Genomic DNA, 19,539 nt, shown 5'->3' with positions numbered 1-19,539 from the left:
CATCAGCCCCACGCCAGGCCGGGAACCGTCGCGCCCGACCAGCCCACCGCCAGGCCAGGAGCCGCCGCACCCGACCGGCCGCACGCCAGGAGCCGCCTCGCCCCATCAGCCCCACGCCAGGCCGGGAACCGTCGCGCCCGACCAGCCCACCGCCAGGCCAGGAGCCGCCCCGCCCGACCGGCCTCACGCCCGGCCGGGAGCCGCCCCCCGCCCGACCGGCCTCCCCGCGGGCACGCGCCCGGCGTCTACCGGACCACGATCGTCCGGATCTCCCAGGGGCCGAGGACGAGTTCCAGCCCGTCCGCCGCCGGCACCACCGCGGAGAGCGGGCGGCCGAGCAGGTCGACCGTCGTGGCCTCGGTGAACGCGCCGGTCACGCGCGCACTCGCCCCCGTGTCGCTCATCGCGACGAGCCGCACCTCGATGCCGCTGCGGCGTGCGTCGCCGGCGAGGCGTCGGATGCTGGAGACGGCGATGTCCGCACCGTCGACCCGCAGGCCGGCCGCGGTCGGGGGCAGGTCGCCTCCGGTGGGCCCGGTGCCGCGGACGAGAAGCACGTCGTTGCGGAAGTCGTCCGCGAGGGCGACCGCGCCCGCGGCCCTCCAGCCGTTCGCCGAGGGCAGGACGGCGAAGCGGTGCTCGATGCGCTCGCCGAGTTCCTGGGCGCCGGGTGCGGGGATCTCGGAAGCCGCGGGCTCGTCGCGCAGCGGATGGATGTTGACGCTGATGGAGCCGATGGCGCGGAGCAGGGTGAGGGCGAGTTCGCAGCCGCCGCCGACGAGTTCGTACTCGGTGGTGTGGTCGAGCAGGACGTTGGCGGCGCCGGCCGACACGAACGCGCTCGCGGGGAACGTCGGGATGGGGTACTCGCCCCAGCCGCCCTCGGCGGTGAGCCCGCGCTCGGTGACGGCGAACTGCCCTGCGGACGCGGACACCTCGGCCGGCTCGGGCAGCGGCACGTGCAGGCGCAGCCGGTGGTCGGCGGACCCGTTCAGCAGCGAGGTGGAGACGCGTACGAAGGGCTCCCCCGCCCGCACCTCCACGACCGTCTCGACGGGAGTCGGCAGGGTCCGCCCGCTTCGCCGGTCGCGGTCGGTGGAGAGCGCGGCGGGCCACTCGTAGACGCGGGTGACGCGGGTCCTCGACCGCAGCGGGCCGCTCTCCAGGAGTTCGACGGCGACCTCGACCGGCTCCGAGACGAGCACGTCCGCGGCCGGAGGAGCGTAGTTGTAGCTGTCGCCGCGGTCGCCGCCGTCGACGAGGCGGCCGACGCCGCGCAGCACCGTGCCGTCGGCCCCGGTGACGTCGAGGGTGCCGTCGGCGGCGACGGCGACCTCGACCAGGCCGTTCGACAGTGCCCGGTCCGTCGCCGTCGCCGGTGCGTCCACCTGCGGCTGCGCGACCGTACCTGAGGCCGGCTCGACGCGGAATCCGGCCAGCCCGGAGGCCGGGACGTCCACGGGCACGAGCACCGTCGCGCGTGCCTCCTCCAGCGTCAGCACCCGCCACTCGCCCGGGTGCGCGGCGGCCGCCTCGGCGATCTTGCGGCGCAGGATGAGCAGGTCGAACGGTCCGCTGGTGGGCACCTCCGCGAGGTGGAAGACGAGCGAGCCGGGGGTCAGCTCGTAGTGGTCGATCAGGCGGCCGAAGAGCTCGCGGCGGTGGATGCGCCGCAGCACCCGTTCGAGGTCCGAGGCGTCCACGCGCTCGTCGCTGAGGACGGTCGGGGCCTTGGAGACGAGCTGGACGGGGTGCTTCGAGCCGTCGGCGGCGGTCGCGACCAGTGCCGTTCCCTCGGGGGCGGCCAGCGCGTCCACCTCGACCAGCGCCGTGCGCGGGACCGGCAGCGGGTTGGCGGCGAGGTAGCCGTCGCCCGGCACCAGCGCGGCGGGCTCGGCGAGGGCCGCGTCCCGCACGGCCCGTGCGGTCTGCGCGGCCTCGGCGAGGCGCGCGTCGACCTGCTCGCAGGTCTCGTCGGTGCCGGAGCCGACGACGGAGTCGTGCGCGGTCGACTCGATGATCTTGTGCCAGGCGAGCGAGAGGAACGGCGCGTCGTCGCGGGTGGACCACTGGGCGTTCATGCGCTCCGCGTGGTCGACGGTGCGCTCGGCGACGGCCATCCGCTGCTTGAGTCCGAGCCGTACCGAGATCACGCCCGGGAGGATGTTGCCGCGCACGTGGCTGCGGAGTTCGCCGGTGACGGCGGCGGTGACCTCGTCGCGGGCATGGCCGCGGATGTACTCGTCGAGCGTGGCGATGGTGATGCCGTGCTCGTCGCTCGACGCCCGCCGCAGCCAGGCCGCGAGCTGCGGGTCGGGCGCGTTGTGGTCGGTGCCGGCCATCGCGAGGAGCGGGTCGCCGCCCCACCGTTCGGCCGTCATCTGCGCGTACTCGCCGAGGGCGCGCCCGATCTGGTCGGGCACGAGCAGGAGGTCGAGCCCGTTGTCGTAGCCGTCGAAGAGGAACTCGGTGCGCACCTCGGAGCCGTCGGGCGCGCGCCAGCGGAAGGCGTGGCCGGGGACGGAGCCGGGGACGCCGCGCCACAGCGCCGCGTGCTCGATGCCGGCGCGGGCCAGGATCTGCGGCATCTGCGCGATGTGGCCGAACATGTCCGGCAGGTAGCCGATGGGCATGGAGCCGCCGAGGTCCGCCGCGGCGGCCCAGCCCATCTGGAGGTTGCGCACGATGGTCTCGCCCGAGCAGAGGAATTCGTCGAGGAGGATCAGCCAGGGCCCGATGGCGAGCCGGCCGCCGGCGACCAGGGCCGTGACGCGGTCGCGGTTCTCCGGCCGCATCTGGAGGTAGTCCTCGACCGCGGCCATCTGCCCGTCGACGGTGAACCGGAAGTCCGGGTTCGCCTCGGCCGTCTCCAGCACGGTGTCCAGGGCGGCGACCAGCCGGTGCCGGAAGACCTGGAACGGCTCGTACCACTCGCGGTCCCAGTGGAAATGAGGCACGAACACGGCGGATTTCTGCATGAGGAAAGGGACCTTCTGCGTGGGCGGGGGGTGGGACACCTCAGGGCCGGACAGGGCGGACCGGACGGGCCCGGGTGGGACGGAGGACCCGGGGGCGGCGGGAGCGCCGGGGGGTCATCTGAGGGAGCCGGAGGCGAGGCCGGTGCGCCAGAACCTCTGGAGGAGCGCGAACACTATGATCACGGGCACGATCGAGACCAGCGAACCGGTGATCACGGACTCCTGGAGGAGCGGGGCGCGGGCGGTCTGGCCGTTCCACTCGTAGAGGCCGAGCGTGATCGGGAAGAGCGATTCCTTCTGGAGCATGACCATCGGCAGGAAGAAGTTGTTCCAGATGGCGACGAACTGAAACAGGAAGATGGTCACGAGCGACGGCGTCATCAGCCGGAACGCCACCGAGAAGAACGTGCGGAACTCTCCGGCGCCGTCCAGGCGCGCCGACTCGATGATCTCCTGGGGGACGGCGGCCGAGGCGAAGATGCGGGCGAGGTAGACGCCGAACGGGCTGACGATGCTGGGCAGGAACACCGCGAGGTAGGTGTTGACGATCCCGGTGGCCGAGAACAGCAGGAAGAGAGGGAGCGCGAGCGCGGTGGTGGGCACGAGCACGCCGCCGAGGATGACGGAGAACAGGAACTCGCGGCCCCGGAAGGTGAACTTGGCCAGCGCGTACCCGCACAGCGCGGAGACGAGCGTGCCGACGGCGGCGCCGAGCACCGCGTAGATCACGCTGTTCAGGGCCCACCGCCCGAAGATGCCGTCGCTGCGGCTGAACAGCGTGCGCAGGTTGTCGAGCAGGTCGAAGTGCGAGAACGCAAGACCGTTGGTGGAGGCGAGGTCGCCCTGCGGCTTCGTCGCCGCGACGATCAGGAAGTAGATCGGCAGCAGGAAGTAGATCGCCAGGAGGAACATCAGGGCGATGGCCGCCGTCCGGCTGACGTGGCTCTCGCGGTTGAGGCTGCTCTCGCGGTTGAGGCTGCTCTCGCGGTTGAGGCTGCTCTCCCGGTTCCGGCTGCCTTCCCGGTTCAGGCTCTGGTTGCTCACAGTCCGGCCTTCTTCGAGGTCAGTCGCATGAACCCGAAGCTCAAGACGAAGGTGATGAGGGCGATGACGACGGAGATCGCCGCGGCCTGCTGGTAGTTGTTCCCCGAGGCGACCGCGTAGGCGAGCATGTTGGGCGTGAACGTGCTGGAGATGTTCGACGAGATCTGGCGCAGCACGGCCGGCTCGGCGTAGAGCTGGAGCGTGCCGATGATCGAGAAGACCGTGGTGAGGACGATCGACGGGGCGATGATCGGCACCTTGATCCCCCAGGCGATGGCCCAGTTGCTGGCGCCGTCCAGCTTGGCGGCCTCGTAGAGCTCCTGCGGGATGGCCTGGAGCGCCGAGAACATGATCAGCATGTTGTAGCCGGTCCACAGCCAGGTGGAGACGTTCGCCGCCGACCACAGCACGGCGCCGGGGCCGAGGAAGTCCGGCGTGAGGCCGATGGCCTTCAGCGTGTCGACGATGGGGCTGAGCTGCGGCGAGTACAGGTACGACCACATGATCGCGGCGATCACGCCGGGCACGGCGTACGGCATGAACGCCGTGATGCGGAAGAACCCCTTGGCCTTCAGCAGCGGGGTGTCGAGCAGCAGCGCCATGACCAGCGCGACGAACAGCATGACCGGCACCTGCACGATGCCGAAGAGCCCGATGCGCCCGATGCTCGACCAGAACTCGGTGTTCTGGAGCACCTGGCCGTACTGCTCGAAGCCGCCGAAGGTCGTGTACGACGTGCCGTACTGGCCCCCGGTGCGGCGCACGACGAGGAAGCTCTGCCACAGCGCGTAGCCGACCGGCACCAGGTAGAACAGCACGAACGGGAGGAAGAACGGGATGAGGAAGGCGGCGATGGTGCCCGGACGGGGGCCGCCGCCGCGGTGACGGCGGCGACCGGGGGCCGCCGCCGTCACCGCGGGGTTCGCGCGGGTCGCGAGGTCGGTCATGCGGCGGTCACTTGCCTGCCACGGCCGGGATCGCCTGGGCCTTCATCGTCTTCAGCGCGCTCGCCTGGGCGGCCGCCAGCGCGTCGGTGAGCGTGCCCTTGCCGGCCGTCGCCTTGGCCATCGCGTCCTGGAGCGCCAGGTTCACCGTCTTCTGGGTGGGGCCCCAGGCGAAGCTGGTGTCGATGTGCTGGGAGGAGTCGGCGAAGACGTCGAAGATCTTCTGGTTGTCGTAGTACGGCACGCCCTGCGAGAGCGCGGGAAGCGACGTGCCGGCGTTGGCCGCCGGGTAGAGGCCGCCCAGCTTGTTCTCCATCGCGAGGGCTTCCGGGTCGGTGTTCAGCCAGGTGTTGAACTTGGCCGACTCGTAGAGGTGCTTGCCGCCCTTCATGAACGCGACGGTCGAGCCGCCCCAGTCGCCGGAGGCGCTGTTGGAACCCCAGGTGGGCAGCGGCACGATCGACCACTTGCCCGCCTGCTTGGGAAGGTTGTCCCGGAACATGCTGTAGCCCCAGGCGGCGCCGACGTAGGTGGCGATCTGGTTCTTCTGGTAGGCGGCGTACATCTGGGTCGACCCGTGGGCCAGGTCGGTGCGCACCAGCTTGCCGGAGATCAGCTTCTGCCAGTACTCGGCGACCTGCTTGCTCTGCTCGGACACCACGCTGACGTGCCACTTGTCGCCGGAGTACTGGTACATGTCGGCGGCGTTCTGCCAGAGGAGGCCGTTGAAGAACTCCGCGTTGTTCGGGTCGAAGAACGTGATGCTGAGGTTCGGGTCCGCCTTGTGCAGCTTCTGCGCGTCCGCGGCGTACTCGTCCCAGGTCTTCGGGATCGCCAGGTGGTGCTGCTTGAAGATGTCGCTGCGCACGAAGAGGGCCATCGGGCCGGTGTCCTGCGGCAGGGCGAAGACGCCCGTGTCACCGAAGCTGGTCTGCGCCCAGGTCCAGGGGACGAACTTCGATTTGGCGGCCTTGGCGTCCTTGCAGGACGAGGCGTCCTCGAAGGCGTTCTGGGTGCGCAGGTCCGGCAGCTCGTCGTAGCCGACCTGCGCGAGGTCGGGTGCCTTGCCCGCCTTGAGGGCGTTGCCGAGGATGCCGTACTGGTCGGTGGATATGTTCTTCGTCTGCACCTGGATGTTCGGGTTCTTCTTGTTCCACAGGGCGACGACCTTGTCCATGCCCGGAACGGTGTTCCAGTACTGGAGGGTGACTTTGCCCTTCGCGGGAGCACAGGAAGCCGCGGATGCATGGTCCGCAGGCGCGGGCGAGGAGCATCCGGCGAGAACAGCGAGACCGGCTGCCGCGGTGACGGCCACGAGGCGCGTGCGCATGACTGTGTTGCTCATATTCGTCCTTGAGAGAGCGACCGGCACTGACGCTGGTCGGGTCGACGTTGACACCTCAGGCAAGGGGGGTTGTCTTCCGGGTGGAAGCGACACGACGCAACGGTGTCGGGTCAGGCGGGAAGCGCCCTGGCGGGGTTAGGAAATCATGTATTCAAATTGCCCGCAATGCTTCGCGGGGACAAAGTTGTGGTCACGTGACCGCGAGCGCGGGCCGGGGCCACCGTGCCGCGAGGGGCAGGTGGTTCACTCGGCCGCGAGGAGCAGGGCGGACGGCCGCGGCGAGAAGGTGTTGTCGAGCACGAGGGTCGCGGCTCCGACCGCCGCGACATCGACGGGGACCGCGGACTGCGCGAACCGGACGGGATGCGGCGGGATCAGGGCGGAATCCCCGCTCACGGCCTCGGGCAGCGCGGCGAGGATCGCCGGGGAGATGGGCGCCCAGAACGGCCCGCCGAAGATGACCTCGTCGATGTCGAGGAGGTTCACGATCACCACGATCGCGCGCCCCAGCGACCGCGCGGCGTCGTCCAGGATCGCGGCCGCCCCGGGCTTGCCGGCCGCCGCGAGGTCCGCGAGCCTGCTGAACGCCGCGTCCACGTCGCCGGTGTCGTCGAGGTCTCCGGCCTCGGCCGCCGTGAGCACGCCGGCGCCCAGGGCGCGCTTGACGAGCGTCCGGGGGACGACGAGGTAGCCGACGCAGCCGCGCCTGCCGCACGTGCACACGTCCCCGCCGGGGTCGACGGTGATGTGCCCCGCGTCGCCCGCGTTGGAGCTGGTGCCGCGCACCACCTCGCCCGACACCGCGAGGCCGGTGCCGAGGCCGGTGCCGTAGTACATGAACGCGAAGTCGCGGCTGCTGGCGGGGCCCGCGAACCACAGCTCGGCGACCACCGCGGCCGTCGCGTCCTTCTCCAGCAGCACGGGCAGGCCCGTCGCCTCGGCGAGGGCACTGCGCAGGGCGACCCGGTGCCAGTTGGGCATCATCGGCGGGTTGAGGATCACGCCGTCGTCGACGTTCACCGGTCCCGGCGAGGCGATGCCGATGCCGAGGATGCGGGACCGGTCGACGGCGGAGCCCGCGATGAGGGCCTCGATCGCGTTGGCCATCTCGTCGATGACCGCGCTCGGGTCCCCCGCGGTCGGCGTGCCGCTGCGGGCGTGGTCGCGCACCGTGCCGGACAGGTCGACGAGCACGTAGGTCACCGCCGCGGGGTCGATGTGCACCCCGACAGCGAAACCGCCGCCCGGGTTCAGCCTGACGATCGCCGCCGGCTTGCCGGGGCCGTTCGCGCGGGTTCCGTGCTCGTCGACGAGGCCGGCGTCGATGAGGCGCCGGCAGACCTTGGTCACCGTCATCCCGCTCAGGGCGGTGAGGGCCGCGAGTTCGGACCGGGTTATCCCCTCGGGGCGTCGGCGGATGGCGTCGAGAACGACCGTCTGGTTGTACTCGCCGACAGCGGGAAGGTTGCTTCCCGTGCGATTCATGGCAGACCCTCCGCACGCGCTGTGACCCCCGGGCAGCCTAACGGTGCCGCGCCCGGACCGAGACCCCGTTCTCCGGGCGGAGGTGCTCGCACTCTCCGAGCGGAGGCGTCCCCGTCCTCCGGGCGGAGGCGTCCGCGGCCCCCGTCGGAGCCGTTCACTCCTGGCCGGGCGGGTGTGATCAGAGTTGGTGCGCAGTCTTGACTTTGAACACGGCCGCTGGTGCCATCTGGTGGTTGGCGTTTGATTGTGTTCGGTTAGCGACGGAGTGCATACGGCCAGCGGCTCCGGGAAGAGCCGCCTGCTGCCTTCCTGTTCCAATCAGGCGAACGTCCGCCGCGCTGTCAGGGCGCTGCGATGGAGGAGAACCCCATGAGGAAACCCATCCGCCGTGCGCTGGCCGCGTTCACGGGAGCGCTGCTGCTCGCCACCGGCCTCACCGTCACCGGCGGGCAGCCGGCGGCGGCGCAGGACAACGGCGTCGGCCTCAGACCCGCGCTGGGATGGAGCAGTTGGAGCTTCGTCCGCAAGAACCCGACGGCGAGGACCATCGAGGCGCAGGCGAAGGCGCTCAAGGACAGCGGGCTCGCGAAGAACGGGTTCGCCTACGCCAACGTCGACGACTTCTGGTACGAGTGCCCGGGGAGCCAGGGGGCGAATGTCGACCAGTACGGGCGCTGGGTCACCGACCCGGAGAAGTTCCCGCCCAGCGGGGACGAGAACGGCATCCAGGTCGTCGCCGACTACGTCCACTCGCTCGGCCTCAAGTTCGGCCTCTACGTCACGCCCGGCATCTCCAAGCAGGCCGTCGCGCGGAACACCGCCATCGAGGGCACGGACTACCACGCGAAGGACATCGCCACCGGCGCCGACGAGCAGAACTACAACTGCGGCGGCATGGTGGGCATCGACTACTCCAAGCCCGGCGCGCAGCAGTTCGTCGACTCCTGGGCGAGCCAGTTCGCCGGCTGGGGCATCGACTACCTGAAGATCGACGGCGTGGGCACGCCCGACGTGGGCGACGTCGAGGCCTGGTCGCAGGCGCTGAAGCAGACCGGCCGGCCCATCCACCTGGCGCTCTCCAACAACCTGGACATCAAGAACGCCGCCACCTGGAAGCGGCTGTCCAACGGCTGGCGCACCGGCGGGGACATCGAGTGCTACTGCGGTCCCGACGGCAGCAGCTACCCGCTGACCACCTGGTCCTCCCTGACCTCCCGCTTCGACCAGGTGGCGGCCTGGGCGCCCTACGGCGGCCCCGGCGGCTACAACGACTACGACTCGCTGGAGATCGGCAACGGCAAGGACGACGGCCTGACGCCCGACGAGCGCAGGACGCAGATGAGCCTGTGGTCGCTGGCCGCCTCGCCCCTGATGCTGGGCACCGACCTGACCCACCTCGACCCGGCCGACCTCGGGATGCTGAAGAACGCCGACGTGCTCGCGGTCGACCAGGACGGTATCGACGCGAAGCGGATATCCGCCGACGCCGACTCCCAGGTGTTCGCGAAGACCGAGCCGAACGGCGACGCCGTCGTGGGCCTGTTCAACACCGGCTCGGCGCCCCGCGAGGTGGCCACCACGGCGGCGGCGCTCGGCCTGCCGTCGGCCCGCGACTACGCCCTGGACGACCTGTGGAACCACCGGGAGACGGAGTCGGCGGGCCGGATCGCCGCCGACGTCCCCCCGCACGGCGTGGCCCTGTACCGCGTCCGCGCCGCCGACCACGTGGTGAAGGACGCCGCCCCGAGCGTCTCGCTGGCGCTCGACTGGGCCCCGGCGTCGAGCGACGCCACCACGCGCACGGTCACCGAGACCCTCTCCGACAACGGCTCGCGGCCGATCGGCGACGCCGCGCTCACCCTCACCGGGCCCGCCGGCGCGAAGATCACCACCCACTCCACGACGCGGGCGCGGACGGTCAGGGGCGGCAGCGCGCTGCGAGCCACCTTCACCGTCACCCTCAAGCCGTCGGACGAGCTCTTCGCGTCCAGCGCGTTCGAGGGATCCGGGACCTACCGCTACCGGTCGAACACCCCCACCCGGCTGGCCGCCGGTGACACGATCACCGTCAACCACCCGGTGAACGCGCCGTACCGGACGTTCGCCTCCACCACGGCGAGCTTCAGCCAGTCCGGCAGCAAGCTGGGCATCCGGGCGCAGGGCGCCGACCTCTACAACGCCATCAACGAGTACGGCTCGATCTACCTGCCCGGCGCCGAGCACGACGGTTCCACGACCACCGTGAAGATCGACTCCCAGTCGGACACGGACGTCTGGGCGAAGGCCGGGATCATGGTCCGCAACGACATCACGGACTCCGACACCTCGCCCGGCTACCTCGCCCTCGTCGAGACCCCCGGCAACGGCTACCTGCTCGACTGGGACGCCGACGGCGACGGCAAGCTCGACTCCCAGGACTCGACCGGCACCGCCACCTACCCGTCGTGGCTGAAGCTCGTCCGCGACGGCTCCACGTACAGCGGCTACTACTCCACCGACGGCTCCACCTGGAACCTCGTCGGAACCGAGACCGTGCCGACCGCCGCCGCCACGCAGGACGTCGGCCTGACGGCCACCTCCCACGCCGCGGCGACCACCGGAGAGGTCGACTTCGACGGGTTCAGCACCACCGACTAGTCCGGCACCACCGACTGGTCCGGCTCCTCCGGCCGGTCCCGCTCCCCCGGCTGGTCCCGCTCTCCGGCTGGGCGGGCTCCCCCGGCTGGTCGCTCCCCCGGCGCCTCGTGCCCCCGCCACCACGGTGGGGTCACGAGGCGCCCTGCCGAGGTCGCCTCACGCGGCTCCGGTGCCGCCGGCCAGGACCTCCCGCACCACGGCCGCCGCGCGCTCCGCGTCCTGCCGCGAGACGTCGAGGTGGAACACGAAGCGGAACGACGGGCGCTCGCCGCTGCACAGCACGCCGCGGGCCGCCAGCCGCTCGGCCAGGTCCTCGGGCGTGACGCCCGCGATGGCGCGGGCGAACACCATGTTGGTGCGCGCCGGGCCGACCTGAAGCCCCTGCACGCCCTCAAGGGCCTTTGCGAACACCGCGGCGTTCGCGTGGTCCTCGGCCAGCCGCTCGACGTGGTGGTCCAGCGCGTACGACGCGGCCGCCGCCAGCACGCCGGCCTGCCGCATGCCGCCGCCCAGCGCCTTGCGCCAGCGCCGCGCCGCGCCGATGAACTCCCGGGAGCCCAGCAGCACCGAGCCCACCGGCGCCCCCAGGCCCTTGCTGAAGCACACCGACACGCTGTCGAAGTGCTGCGCGATCTCGCGCGCGCCGAGGTAGGGGTCACCGCCGCCGGCCACCGCGGCGTTGAACAGCCTCGCCCCGTCCAGGTGCGTCGACAGCCCGTGCTTCCGGGCCACGCCCGTGGCGGCCTCCAGCCGCTCCGGGGCGATCACCGTGCCGCTGAACGTGTTCTCCAGGCAGAGCAGCCGGGTCCGCGCGTAGTGCGGATCGTCCGGCTTGACCGCGGCCTCGATGTCGGCCAGGTCGATCTCGCCGTCCCCGCGGTCCGGCAGGGGCTGCGGCTGGATCCCGCCCAGCGCCGCCGCCCCGCCCCCCTCGTGGAGGTAGAGATGCGCGTTCCACATCGCGAGATACTCGTCGCCACGCCCGCAGTGACCGAGCAGTGCGCACAGGTTGCTCTGCGTGCCCGACGAGACGAAGAGCGCGGCCGGGAAGCCCAGCAGCTCCGCCGCCCGCTCCTGGAGCGCGTTCACCGCGGGATCGTCGCCGAACACGTCGTCCCCCACGTCGGCACGCGCCATGGCGGCGCGCATCGGATCGGTGGGGCGGGTGACGGTGTCGCTGCGCAGGTCTATGACGTTGTCCATGCGGTATTCCTATCGGGTCGCCCTTGCCGGGGCTGAGGCGGTTCGCGGTGCCGCTGTTCCGTGGCTGGTCTTTTCGGCGGAGTGCGGGTCTACCGGGGTCCTTCGCGCAGTTCCCCGCGCCCCTGGTTCCCTGGCTGATCCCTCCCGACGGGTGCGGCACCACCAGGGTCCTTTGCGCAGTTCCCCGCGCCCCTTAGCTGCTGCGGCCAGGCCGTCCTCGTGGCGTCCGGCATGGACAGCCGGGCCTGGCGGCTGCCCTGGCCCGCGGGAACGGACGTGTTCGAGATCGACCAGGAGCCCGTCCTGCGGTTCAAGGACGCGGTGGTGACTCCGCCTCCGGCGGGCGCCGGGGGCTTCTCGCTAGCCCTGGTGGGCGTCGCGGCGGGCCAGCCCGGCCCGTAGTACGTTCAGGGCGCCCACGGTGTCGGCGTGCGCGTTGTGGCCGCACGCCTGGCAGTGGAACTTCTCCTGGGTGGGCCGGTTCTCCTTGGCGGTGTGCCCGCATTCGGGGCACCGCCGGGAGGTGTTGCGGGGGTCCACGGCCATCACTACCCGTCCGGCGCATTCTGCCTTGGCGGTGAGTACCTGGAGGAACACTCCCCATCCGGCATCGGCGATCGAGCGGTTGAGCCCGGCCTTCGCGGCGGCCCCGTTCGGCAGGAAGATGCCCGACTGTTCCCGATCCGCCTTCGGCGTGGGGGCCTTGCTCATGTTGCGGATCTCGAGGTCTTCGTGCGCGATGAAGTCGTTGCCGCGTACGTAGGCCAGGGCGGTCTTGTGGGCGTGGTCCAGACGCTGACGGCGCACCTTGCCGTGCAGCCGAGCCACCACCTCCACGGCCTTGCGGCGGCGCTTGGATCCCCGCTTGCACCGGCTGAGCGCCTGCTGCGCCGTCTCCAGTGCGGTGGCGGCCTTCTGGCCGTGACGCGGGTTGGGCACGAACTCACCATGGGAGTCGGCGAGGAAGTGGGCTATGCCCATGTCGATGCCGATCACGGAGCCGGTCGGCTCCAGGGGCTCGGGGCGGGCCTGGTCGGCGGTGAGGATGACGTACCAGCGTCGGCCCTCACGCTTCACCGAGATCGTCTTGACCTTGCCGACCACAGGCCGGTGCTGGTGCACCCTGACGTGTCCGACACCTTGGAGGCGCACACGGGTGACGGGGTCGTGCGGCGTGGCATCCCAGCGGCATCCGTCGCCGTCCCTGGGGAAGTCCACGGTGTCGAACCGCTTGCCTGAGCGAAAACGCGGATATCCCGGCTTGTCGCCGGCCTTCACCCGCCGGAAGAACGCGGCGAACGCCTTGTCCAGGCGGCGCAAGGTGGCCTGCTGGCTGGAGAACGACCAGCGTCCCTGACGCTCCGGGTCGAAGGCCCGGATGTCCTTGAGCTGGGCGGACTGCTGCCCGTAGCGGACGGTGGTCTTCGAGGCGTGCCGGTAGGCGTCGCGGCGCTCCTGCAACGCCCCGCTGTAGAGCGAGCAGTGATCACGCAACATCTCGGCGAGCGCGCCCTGCTGGCCCACGGTGGGCCGCATCAGGAACTTGTACGCACGAATCACCCGACCCACCTCCTTGTGGCCAGCTTGCGAGATCTTACTATGCGCCGCATATATCAGCATGTTGGAACTCAAATCCTGACGCACCCAGGGGCCGACACGTCGCTTACAACCTTCATGCTCATCTGGTGTCCGTCACGAAGTACCGGCGTGATGTCTTCGATAACGCCATGCCCGTGCGGTGCGAAGTGATCATGAAGGAGGTATGCGGCAGGTTCGGGGCGGAACTACGGGAGTTCAACGGTGAAGCGGATCACGTACATCTGCTCGTGCACTACCCGCCGAAGGTCGCCCTGTCGAAGCTGATCAACAGCCTCAAGGGCGTCAGCTCCCGGTACCTGCGGGCTGAGTACACCGGCCGGAGCAACCGCATCGGTAGGGGGTCAGTGTTCTGATCCCGCTGCTACTTCGCAGGGTCCTGCGGCGGTGCACCACTAACGGTGATCCGTCAGTACATCGAGGGCCAGAAGCATCACCCCTGACCACCACCCGGCAGGCGAAGCGACCTCCGGCGCTGCGCACCTCCGGAACGAGGATGCGTTCCCCTCCCCGGCCGAAGCCCGGGGATACCCACGCAAGATCAACGGATGGAGCAGCACGCGGGCGACGCCCCGGCCACCCGGCACGCGGTGGCGGTGGACCTGCGCGACGACTGGGCCGCGGCTCTGAGCGCGGCGGGCTTCAGCGCGGACCGTCCGACGGCATGGCTCGCGGAGGGCATCCTGTACTCGCTCGACGAGCCGGCCGCCGACCGCCTCCTGGCCACGGTGACCCGGCTCAGCGCGCCGGGCAGCACCCTGGCCTTCGACCACTTCGAGGTCGGGCCGTCCCTGCGCACCGCCGCGAGCGCGGTCGACCCGACCTTCACCGGGCTGTGGCAGCCGGGTCCGGCCGACCCGGGCGCCTGGCTCGAACGCCACGGCTGGCGGCCTGACGTGCGCGAACTGGCCGAGGTCGCCGCCCGGTTCGGCCGGGCCGTCCACCCCGCCTACGCCTCCAGGCCGGGGGCCGAGGGCCGCTCCTGGCTCGCCACCGCCGCCCTCCCCGGCACGGCCGGCTGACCATGGCGGCCACGTCCTCCCCGCCGCGAGCCGCCGGCCACCGGCGAAGGCGCCGCCCGGCGGCGGGAGAAGTCTCCCCTCACGTCACACCGCTCACGGGTTCCCGGTCTAGTTGTCGAGCCCGGCAGGAGGGGGTGCGCGGGAGAGGAAGGGTGCCGATGGATCGTGGTGGCGAGGACCGGGGTCGCGAGTGGCGTGGCGGCGAGGGTCGTGGCGGCGGTGACCATCGCGGCGAGGACCGGGACGGCGCGGTGTCGATCGGGGAACTGCTGGACGAGCGCCGGTTCCTGCTGGATGTCGCGTACTGGATGCTGGGCTGCGGCAGTGCGGCGGAACGCGTCGTCGACGAGGCGTACCGGCGGTGGTTCGGGCTGTCCGACACGGCACGCGGGCAGATCGCGGAGCCACGTTCCTGGCTGGTGTGGACCGTGGGCGGCACCGGTCCGGACCTGCTGCCCGTGCCGGACCGGACGGATCTGACGGACCGGACGGACCTGAAGGACCTGAAGGAGCCGAACTGCACGGAGCTCGCCGACCGGGCCCGCCGGAGCCTTCGGGTGCGGCGTTCCCGTCCCACCACGCCGCAGCAGCACGACGGTCTCGCCCGTGCGGTCCGCCACGCCTGCGCGGAGCAGGACGTCGAGCTGCTGGTGTCCCTGCTCTCCCCGGACGCCGCCGCCTTCTTCGACGGCGGCGGAAAGGTCCGGGCGCTGACGAGGCCGGTGCACGGCGGCCGGCAGGTCGCGCGGAGCCTGCTGGCGCTCGTGGGCCGCCCCCCGGGCACCACGCTGACCGCCCAGCCCGTCAACGGCCGCACCGGGCTTGTCGCCCGCTACGACCACAAGGTGGCCGCCGTCATCAGCTTCGACGTCGCCGACGGCCACGTTGCACTGGTCTGGGTCGTACTCAACCCGGACAAACTTCAGTCCTGGAACCTGCCCACTGCCGCCCCGAATCCGTGATCGCGGAGCCCATTCACCGGAACGGAGACCACACGTCCATGCATGTCGAGTCGTCCCCTGGAACGGGCTCCCTTGACGAGGCCGTCGCCGTCTTCGTGGAGCACAGGCAGCGCCTCTTCGGAATCGCCTACCGCGTGCTGGGGAGCGCGGTCGAGGCCGAGGACGTCGTCCAGGAAGTCTGGCTGCGCTGGCAGAACACCGACCGTTCCAAGGTGCTGAGCCCGGTGGCCTTCCTGTCGAGTGTCACGACCCGCGCCGCCATCAACGTCGCGCAGTCCGCGCGCGTGCGCCGGGAGACCTACATCGGGCCGTGGCTGCCCGAGCCGATCGACACCAGCTCCGATCCGGAGGTGGGCGCCGAGCGCGCGGAGGCCCTGGAACTGGCCCTGCTGCTGGTGCTGGAGAAGCTGAATCCCAACGAGCGCGCCGCGTACGTGCTGCGCGAGGCGTTCGACTACGACTATCCCGAGATCGCGGAGATCCTCGGGCTGAGTGTCGTGAACGTGCGCAAGATCGTGAGCCGCGCCCGGGGGCACCTCGCGGCCGAGCAGCGGGAGAGCGTGGACACGGCGGAACACCGGCGCCTGCTGGAGACCTTCGTCTCCGCGGCCCGGACGGGCGACGTGGCCTCGCTCGAAGCCCTCCTCACCCCGGACGCCGTCAGCCTGTCGGACGGCAACGGGATCCGCGGCGCTGCCCGCGTCCCCGTTCTGGGCCGCGCGCGCGTGGCCAACCTGTCCACCGCCTACCCGCGGTTCTGGCGTGACGCCGACGTCAGGCCCGTGGAGGCCAACGGCCGTCGGGGAGTGATGCTCTACCGGGACGGCGAGCCCGCCACGTTCATGACGATCGCGGCCTCGCGGGACGGCATCCACACGGTGTTGTGGGTGCTGAGCCCGGACAAGATCGCCGCGTTCCTGAACTCGCCCTCACGCAACACAGGGGTCCCGGGGGCTCCGCCGCGAGTGCCCTGACACACCGTCCAACTCAGTCCCCCCGTGAGCCGGGCCGGCGGCGGGCAGCCCGAGCCGCCCCACCGCCGCCCCGGCGCCGCCCCCTGCTCAGGGGCCGCGAACAGGTGATCAGGAATCAGCCGCGGCCTCACCGGTCCCGTGCAGGTACACGGGGAGTTCCTGGTGACCGTTGCTGATCAGGGTGGGTACCGGCCGCAGGCCGTCGGCCGGGACGGCGAGCGACATGGCGGGGAAGCGCTCGAAGAGCTGCCGCAGCGCCTCCGCGACTTCGAGGCGGGCCAGCGGCGCGCCGAGGCAGAAGTGCACGCCGTGGCCGAACGCCAGGTGGTCCTTGACGGTGCGGGTGACGTCGAAGGTGTCGGCGGTCGGCCCGTGCCACTCCGGGTGCCGGTTGGCGGCCGCGTACGCGGCGAGGATGGGCTCCCCCGCGGAGATGGTCCGCCCGTCGGGCAGCTCGACGTCGGTGACGGCGAAGCGCATCGGCAGGTACTTGATGGCGGGTTCGAGGCGGAGCGTCTCCTCCACCACGTCCTCCCAGTTCGCGCGGCCACTCCGCACGAGGCGGAGCTGGTCGGGGGACGACAGCATGGCGAAGACGGCCTGGTCGATGACGTTGACGGTCGTCTCGTACCCGGCGTTGATCATCAGGATCAGCGTGTCGCGCAGCTCCTCGTCGGTGAACCCGGTGCCGTCCGTCTCGTCGTCGCGGGCCGCGATGAGGAGGGAGGTCATGTCGTCACCGGGGTCCTTGCGCTTGGTGGCGATCAGCTGGTCGGTCCGCTCGAAGAGGAGCGCGGTGTTGGCCTGGGCCCGCTCGGGCGTGAGGGTGCTGTCGAAGACGTTGTCGACGAGCTGCCGGAAATCCTTCCGCTGGTCGTCCGGTACGCCCATGAGCTGGCAGATCACGGCGATGGGCAGCGGGTAGGCCAGCCGCTCGCGCAGGTCCACCACCTGTCCGGCCGGCACCGCGGCGAGGTCGTCGACCAGGTCGGCGACCAAGCTCTCGATCACCGGCTTCAGCCTGGCGATGCGCCGCGCGCCGAACGCGGGGGCGACCAGCCTCCGTAATCTGCGGTGGTCGGCGCCGTAAGCGGTGAACATGCTCTGCACCGCGATCCAGAGCGCGAGCGGCCAGGTGCGGGTCGTCTGCGGGAAGTCGGGGTAGTGGGCGCGGCCGTCCTTGGAGATGTCGGGGCTGGTGAGCAGCGACTTGAGCAGGGTGGGGTCGCTGACGGCCCAGGCGCGCAGGCCGAGGATGTCCACGCGGGTGGCCGGACCGCGGGCCCGCAGGGCCTGGTGCTCGGCGTGCCGGTCGGCGCCGGCGGGGTCGATGACGAAGGGGTGGGGCTGGGACATGTGTCTGCTCCTTTGGCCGCGCCGGCGGAGCGGAGCGCGAGGGGCCCGCGGGCGGGCCGGCATGGGGGCGCGGGCCCCCGGGCACGCTGAAGCGCTCCGCCACGCGGCGTCGGCGGGGTGTGGAACGGGTGGCTGAACTGGTGCCGGATCGGCGGGGGTCCGGCCGGGTGCCGCAGTGGCTGGGGCCCCGATGCGCGACCGGCGTGAGGTCTGTCCTGAACCGTGACCCGCTGAGGCATCCCCTGGCTGCGGGTACACCCCGCTGACCGGGCAGCCCCGCTCCGTGTGACAGGAAGCCGGATATGACATGGCTCTCACCCGGATGTGCGCAAGCGGCCTCCGGGGGGTGTCACAGATGCGGGGGCGGCCCGGTCAATTGCTGCGGAGCGTCGTGGAACCCGGCGGACCCCGACGCGGTTCCCGCCGGGCGGTGTGCCGGTTCCATGACACGACGGGCCCATGCGGTGCCCCCGACGGCGTGTGACACGAGGTCCTCTCACGCGGTGTGGCCCCCGCACGTGCCGTGCCGGTCGATTTGTTCTGTGTATTGCGCTTCAGTCATATATGACTGTCGAAGGGGAGAGACGATGAAGAATGTCCTGGTGGTAGGCGGAGGCTTCGCGGGCGTGTGGACCGCCGCCGGAGCCGTACGGGCCGCGCGCGAGATCGGCGGCGACGGCGAGGAACTGCGGGTGACCCTGGTCAGCGGAGGGGACGACCTGGTGGTGCGGCCCCGCCTCTACGAGGACCAGCCGGAGAGCATGAGGGTGCCTCTGGACCGCGTCCTGGGCCCGATCGGCGTCCGCCGCGTCACCGCGACGGTGACGGGCATCGACACCCGGGCCCGCACCGTCCGTGCGATCGAGCGGGCGGGCGGGGAGCTGACGATGCCGTACGACAAGCTCGTCCTGGCGACCGGCAGCCAGCTGGTGCGTCCGCACTTCCCCGGCGCGGAGAACCTGTTCGACGTCGACACCATGCCCGCCGCGGCGGCGCTCGACCAGCATCTGCGGCGGCTGCCCGGGAGCGCCGTGTCCGAGGGCCGGTACACGGCGGTCGTCGTGGGCGCCGGCTTCACCGGCGTGGAGGTGGCCACCGGCCTCGGCGAGCGGCTGCGCGCGGTCGCCGGCGCGGGCGGTGCGGGCGAGGAGGTGCGGGTCGTCCTCGTCGACCGCTCCGACGTCATCGGCCCGGAGCTCGGCGCCGGCCCCCGCCAGACCATCGGCGGCGCGGTCGAGGAGCTGAAGATCGAGTGCCGGCTCGGGCGCACCGTGGCCTCGGCCAGCCCCGAAGCGGTCACCCTCTCCGACGGCGAGGTGATCCCGGCGGCGACCGTCGTGTGGACCGCCGGCATGTCCGCCAGCCCCCTGACCGCGCAGATCCCGGGCGAGCGGGACCGGCTGGGGCGGCTCACCGTGGACGCCTACCTGCGGGTGACCGGAGTCCCCGACGTGTACGCGGCCGGCGACACCGCCCTCGCGCCGGCGGAGGACGGGCACCACACGTTGCAGAGCTGCCAGCACGCCCTGCCGATGGGCAAGTTCGCCGGGCACAACGTGGCGGCCGACCTCCTGGGTGCCGACCCGCTGCCCTTCACCCCCGACCCGTACACCACCACCCTGGACCTCGGCCCGGCCGGCGCCGTCTCCACGGCCGGCTGGGAGCGGGTGGTGAAGATCGTCGGCGACGACGCCAAGCGCCTCAAGCAGGACATCAACACCGTGTGGATCTACCCCCCGGTCGACGACGCCGAGCAGCTCCTCGCCCAGGCCGGCCGCTTCTCGAACCTCTGAGAGGACGGGCCGCGGGGAGTGCCGCCCCGCGCGCCGTGAACCAGGAGCCGGGCCGCCGGGAGGCGCCGCGTGACCGCAGCCGTGCGATCCGGGCGTCTCCCGTGCGGCGGGGGCACCTACCTGCCCGCCAGGACCAGGACGGTGCGGGAAGCCGCCGGACGATGGCGACGCGGAAGGCGCCCCTTCGGGTCCGGCCGGTG

Annotated in this window: 13 protein-coding genes and 2 pseudogenes; 7 read left to right on the top strand and 8 right to left on the bottom strand. The window is 71.5% G+C overall.

Annotated features, from left to right (window positions below; translation table 11 throughout):
* Positions 1–245: 245 nt before the first annotated feature.
* The 5 genes from Sm713_RS05765 to Sm713_RS05745 all read right to left on the bottom strand — a co-directional run bounded on the left by Sm713_RS05765 (position 246) and on the right by Sm713_RS05745 (position 7,796).
* Positions 246–2,978, bottom strand: a complete 2,733-nt coding sequence (locus Sm713_RS05765; protein ID WP_212908580.1) for a glycoside hydrolase family 38 C-terminal domain-containing protein — start codon at positions 2,976–2,978, stop codon at positions 246–248.
* 114 nt (positions 2,979–3,092) lie between these two features.
* Complete coding sequence (locus tag Sm713_RS05760) at positions 3,093–3,890, bottom strand: carbohydrate ABC transporter permease (protein WP_212911808.1); 798 nt, start codon at positions 3,888–3,890, stop codon at positions 3,093–3,095.
* Between the two features lie 128 nt (positions 3,891–4,018).
* Positions 4,019–4,969, bottom strand: a complete 951-nt coding sequence (locus tag Sm713_RS05755; RefSeq protein ID WP_212908579.1) for a carbohydrate ABC transporter permease — start codon at positions 4,967–4,969, stop codon at positions 4,019–4,021.
* A gap of 7 nt (positions 4,970–4,976) precedes the next feature.
* Positions 4,977–6,311 (bottom strand): ABC transporter substrate-binding protein, encoded by a 1,335-nt coding sequence (locus Sm713_RS05750; RefSeq protein ID WP_212908578.1) that lies wholly within the window; start codon positions 6,309–6,311, stop codon positions 4,977–4,979.
* A 243-nt stretch (positions 6,312–6,554) separates the two neighbouring features.
* Complete coding sequence (locus Sm713_RS05745; RefSeq protein ID WP_212908577.1) at positions 6,555–7,796, bottom strand: ROK family transcriptional regulator; 1,242 nt, start codon at positions 7,794–7,796, stop codon at positions 6,555–6,557.
* 369 nt (positions 7,797–8,165) lie between these two features.
* On the opposite strand from Sm713_RS05745, the gene Sm713_RS05740 reads away from it, so the two are divergent.
* Positions 8,166–10,433: an alpha-galactosidase gene (locus Sm713_RS05740; RefSeq protein WP_249416119.1), complete on the top strand. Its 2,268-nt coding sequence runs from the start codon at positions 8,166–8,168 to the stop codon at positions 10,431–10,433.
* A 156-nt stretch (positions 10,434–10,589) separates the two neighbouring features.
* Here Sm713_RS05740 and ltaE read toward each other — a convergent pair whose 3' ends face one another.
* On the bottom strand, positions 10,590–11,636 hold the full coding sequence (gene ltaE, locus Sm713_RS05735) for a low-specificity L-threonine aldolase (protein WP_212908575.1): 1,047 nt from the start codon (positions 11,634–11,636) through the stop codon (positions 10,590–10,592).
* 210 nt (positions 11,637–11,846) lie between these two features.
* Here ltaE and Sm713_RS05730 point away from each other — a divergent pair.
* A pseudogene (locus tag Sm713_RS05730) lies at positions 11,847–12,038 on the top strand (class I SAM-dependent methyltransferase); the annotation flags it as partial.
* Here the strand turns inward: Sm713_RS05730 and Sm713_RS05725 are convergent.
* Positions 11,997–13,196 carry an RNA-guided endonuclease TnpB family protein gene (locus Sm713_RS05725; protein ID WP_212908574.1) on the bottom strand — a complete coding sequence of 400 codons (1,200 nt, stop codon included), beginning with the start codon at positions 13,194–13,196 and terminating at the stop codon, positions 11,997–11,999. The pseudogene Sm713_RS05730 and the gene Sm713_RS05725 sit on opposite strands and share 42 nt — an antisense overlap.
* A 50-nt stretch (positions 13,197–13,246) precedes the next feature.
* On the opposite strand from Sm713_RS05725, the pseudogene tnpA reads away from it, so the two are divergent.
* From tnpA to Sm713_RS05705, 4 genes and pseudogenes are all read left to right on the top strand, one after another.
* A pseudogene (gene tnpA, locus Sm713_RS05720) lies at positions 13,247–13,675 on the top strand (IS200/IS605 family transposase).
* A gap of 105 nt (positions 13,676–13,780) precedes the next feature.
* Positions 13,781–14,254, top strand: a complete 474-nt coding sequence (locus Sm713_RS05715; protein ID WP_212908573.1) for an SAM-dependent methyltransferase — start codon at positions 13,781–13,783, stop codon at positions 14,252–14,254.
* A gap of 158 nt (positions 14,255–14,412) precedes the next feature.
* Complete coding sequence (locus Sm713_RS05710) at positions 14,413–15,216, top strand: RNA polymerase subunit sigma (RefSeq protein ID WP_212908572.1); 804 nt, start codon at positions 14,413–14,415, stop codon at positions 15,214–15,216.
* Positions 15,217–15,254: 38 nt separating this feature from the next.
* Positions 15,255–16,190, top strand: a complete 936-nt coding sequence (locus Sm713_RS05705; RefSeq protein WP_212908571.1) for an RNA polymerase sigma-70 factor — start codon at positions 15,255–15,257, stop codon at positions 16,188–16,190.
* Positions 16,191–16,298: 108 nt separating this feature from the next.
* Here Sm713_RS05705 and Sm713_RS05700 read toward each other — a convergent pair whose 3' ends face one another.
* A complete protein-coding gene (locus Sm713_RS05700; RefSeq protein WP_212908570.1) occupies positions 16,299–17,546 on the bottom strand; it encodes a cytochrome P450 in 1,248 nt (415 codons plus the stop codon).
* Positions 17,547–18,133: 587 nt separating this feature from the next.
* Between Sm713_RS05700 and Sm713_RS05695 the strand changes: the two genes are divergently transcribed.
* The gene (locus tag Sm713_RS05695; RefSeq protein ID WP_212908569.1) at positions 18,134–19,339 is read left to right on the top strand and encodes an NAD(P)/FAD-dependent oxidoreductase; all 1,206 of its coding nucleotides are present in this window, start codon (positions 18,134–18,136) and stop codon (positions 19,337–19,339) included.
* The last annotated feature ends 200 nt before the right edge of the window (positions 19,340–19,539 follow it).

The organism is Streptomyces sp. TS71-3 (genome assembly GCF_018327685.1).
Classification (GTDB): Bacteria; Actinomycetota; Actinomycetes; order Streptomycetales; family Streptomycetaceae; genus Streptomyces.
Note: the sequence above shows the minus strand (reverse complement) of the source record. Positions and strands in the feature narration are given on the sequence as shown.

What these genes read in the sequence shown, in the direction of transcription:
- Sm713_RS05710 (WP_212908572.1), top strand. Translation starts at nt 14,413, where the DNA reads ATGGATCGTGGTGGCGAGGACCGGGGTCGCGAGTGGCGTGGCGGCGAG.
- Sm713_RS05750 (WP_212908578.1), bottom strand. Translation starts at nt 6,311, where the DNA reads ATGAGCAACACAGTCATGCGCACGCGCCTCGTGGCCGTCACCGCGGCA.
- Sm713_RS05760 (WP_212911808.1), bottom strand. Translation starts at nt 3,890, where the DNA reads ATGTTCCTCCTGGCGATCTACTTCCTGCTGCCGATCTACTTCCTGATC.
- ltaE (WP_212908575.1), bottom strand. Translation starts at nt 11,636, where the DNA reads ATGGACAACGTCATAGACCTGCGCAGCGACACCGTCACCCGCCCCACC.
- Sm713_RS05700 (WP_212908570.1), bottom strand. Translation starts at nt 17,546, where the DNA reads ATGTCCCAGCCCCACCCCTTCGTCATCGACCCCGCCGGCGCCGACCGG.
- Sm713_RS05765 (WP_212908580.1), bottom strand. Translation starts at nt 2,978, where the DNA reads ATGCAGAAATCCGCCGTGTTCGTGCCTCATTTCCACTGGGACCGCGAG.
- Sm713_RS05705 (WP_212908571.1), top strand. Translation starts at nt 15,255, where the DNA reads ATGCATGTCGAGTCGTCCCCTGGAACGGGCTCCCTTGACGAGGCCGTC.
- Sm713_RS05755 (WP_212908579.1), bottom strand. Translation starts at nt 4,969, where the DNA reads ATGACCGACCTCGCGACCCGCGCGAACCCCGCGGTGACGGCGGCGGCC.
- Sm713_RS05695 (WP_212908569.1), top strand. Translation starts at nt 18,134, where the DNA reads ATGAAGAATGTCCTGGTGGTAGGCGGAGGCTTCGCGGGCGTGTGGACC.
- Sm713_RS05715 (WP_212908573.1), top strand. Translation starts at nt 13,781, where the DNA reads ATGGAGCAGCACGCGGGCGACGCCCCGGCCACCCGGCACGCGGTGGCG.
- Sm713_RS05740 (WP_249416119.1), top strand. Translation starts at nt 8,166, where the DNA reads ATGAGGAAACCCATCCGCCGTGCGCTGGCCGCGTTCACGGGAGCGCTG.
- Sm713_RS05745 (WP_212908577.1), bottom strand. Translation starts at nt 7,796, where the DNA reads ATGAATCGCACGGGAAGCAACCTTCCCGCTGTCGGCGAGTACAACCAG.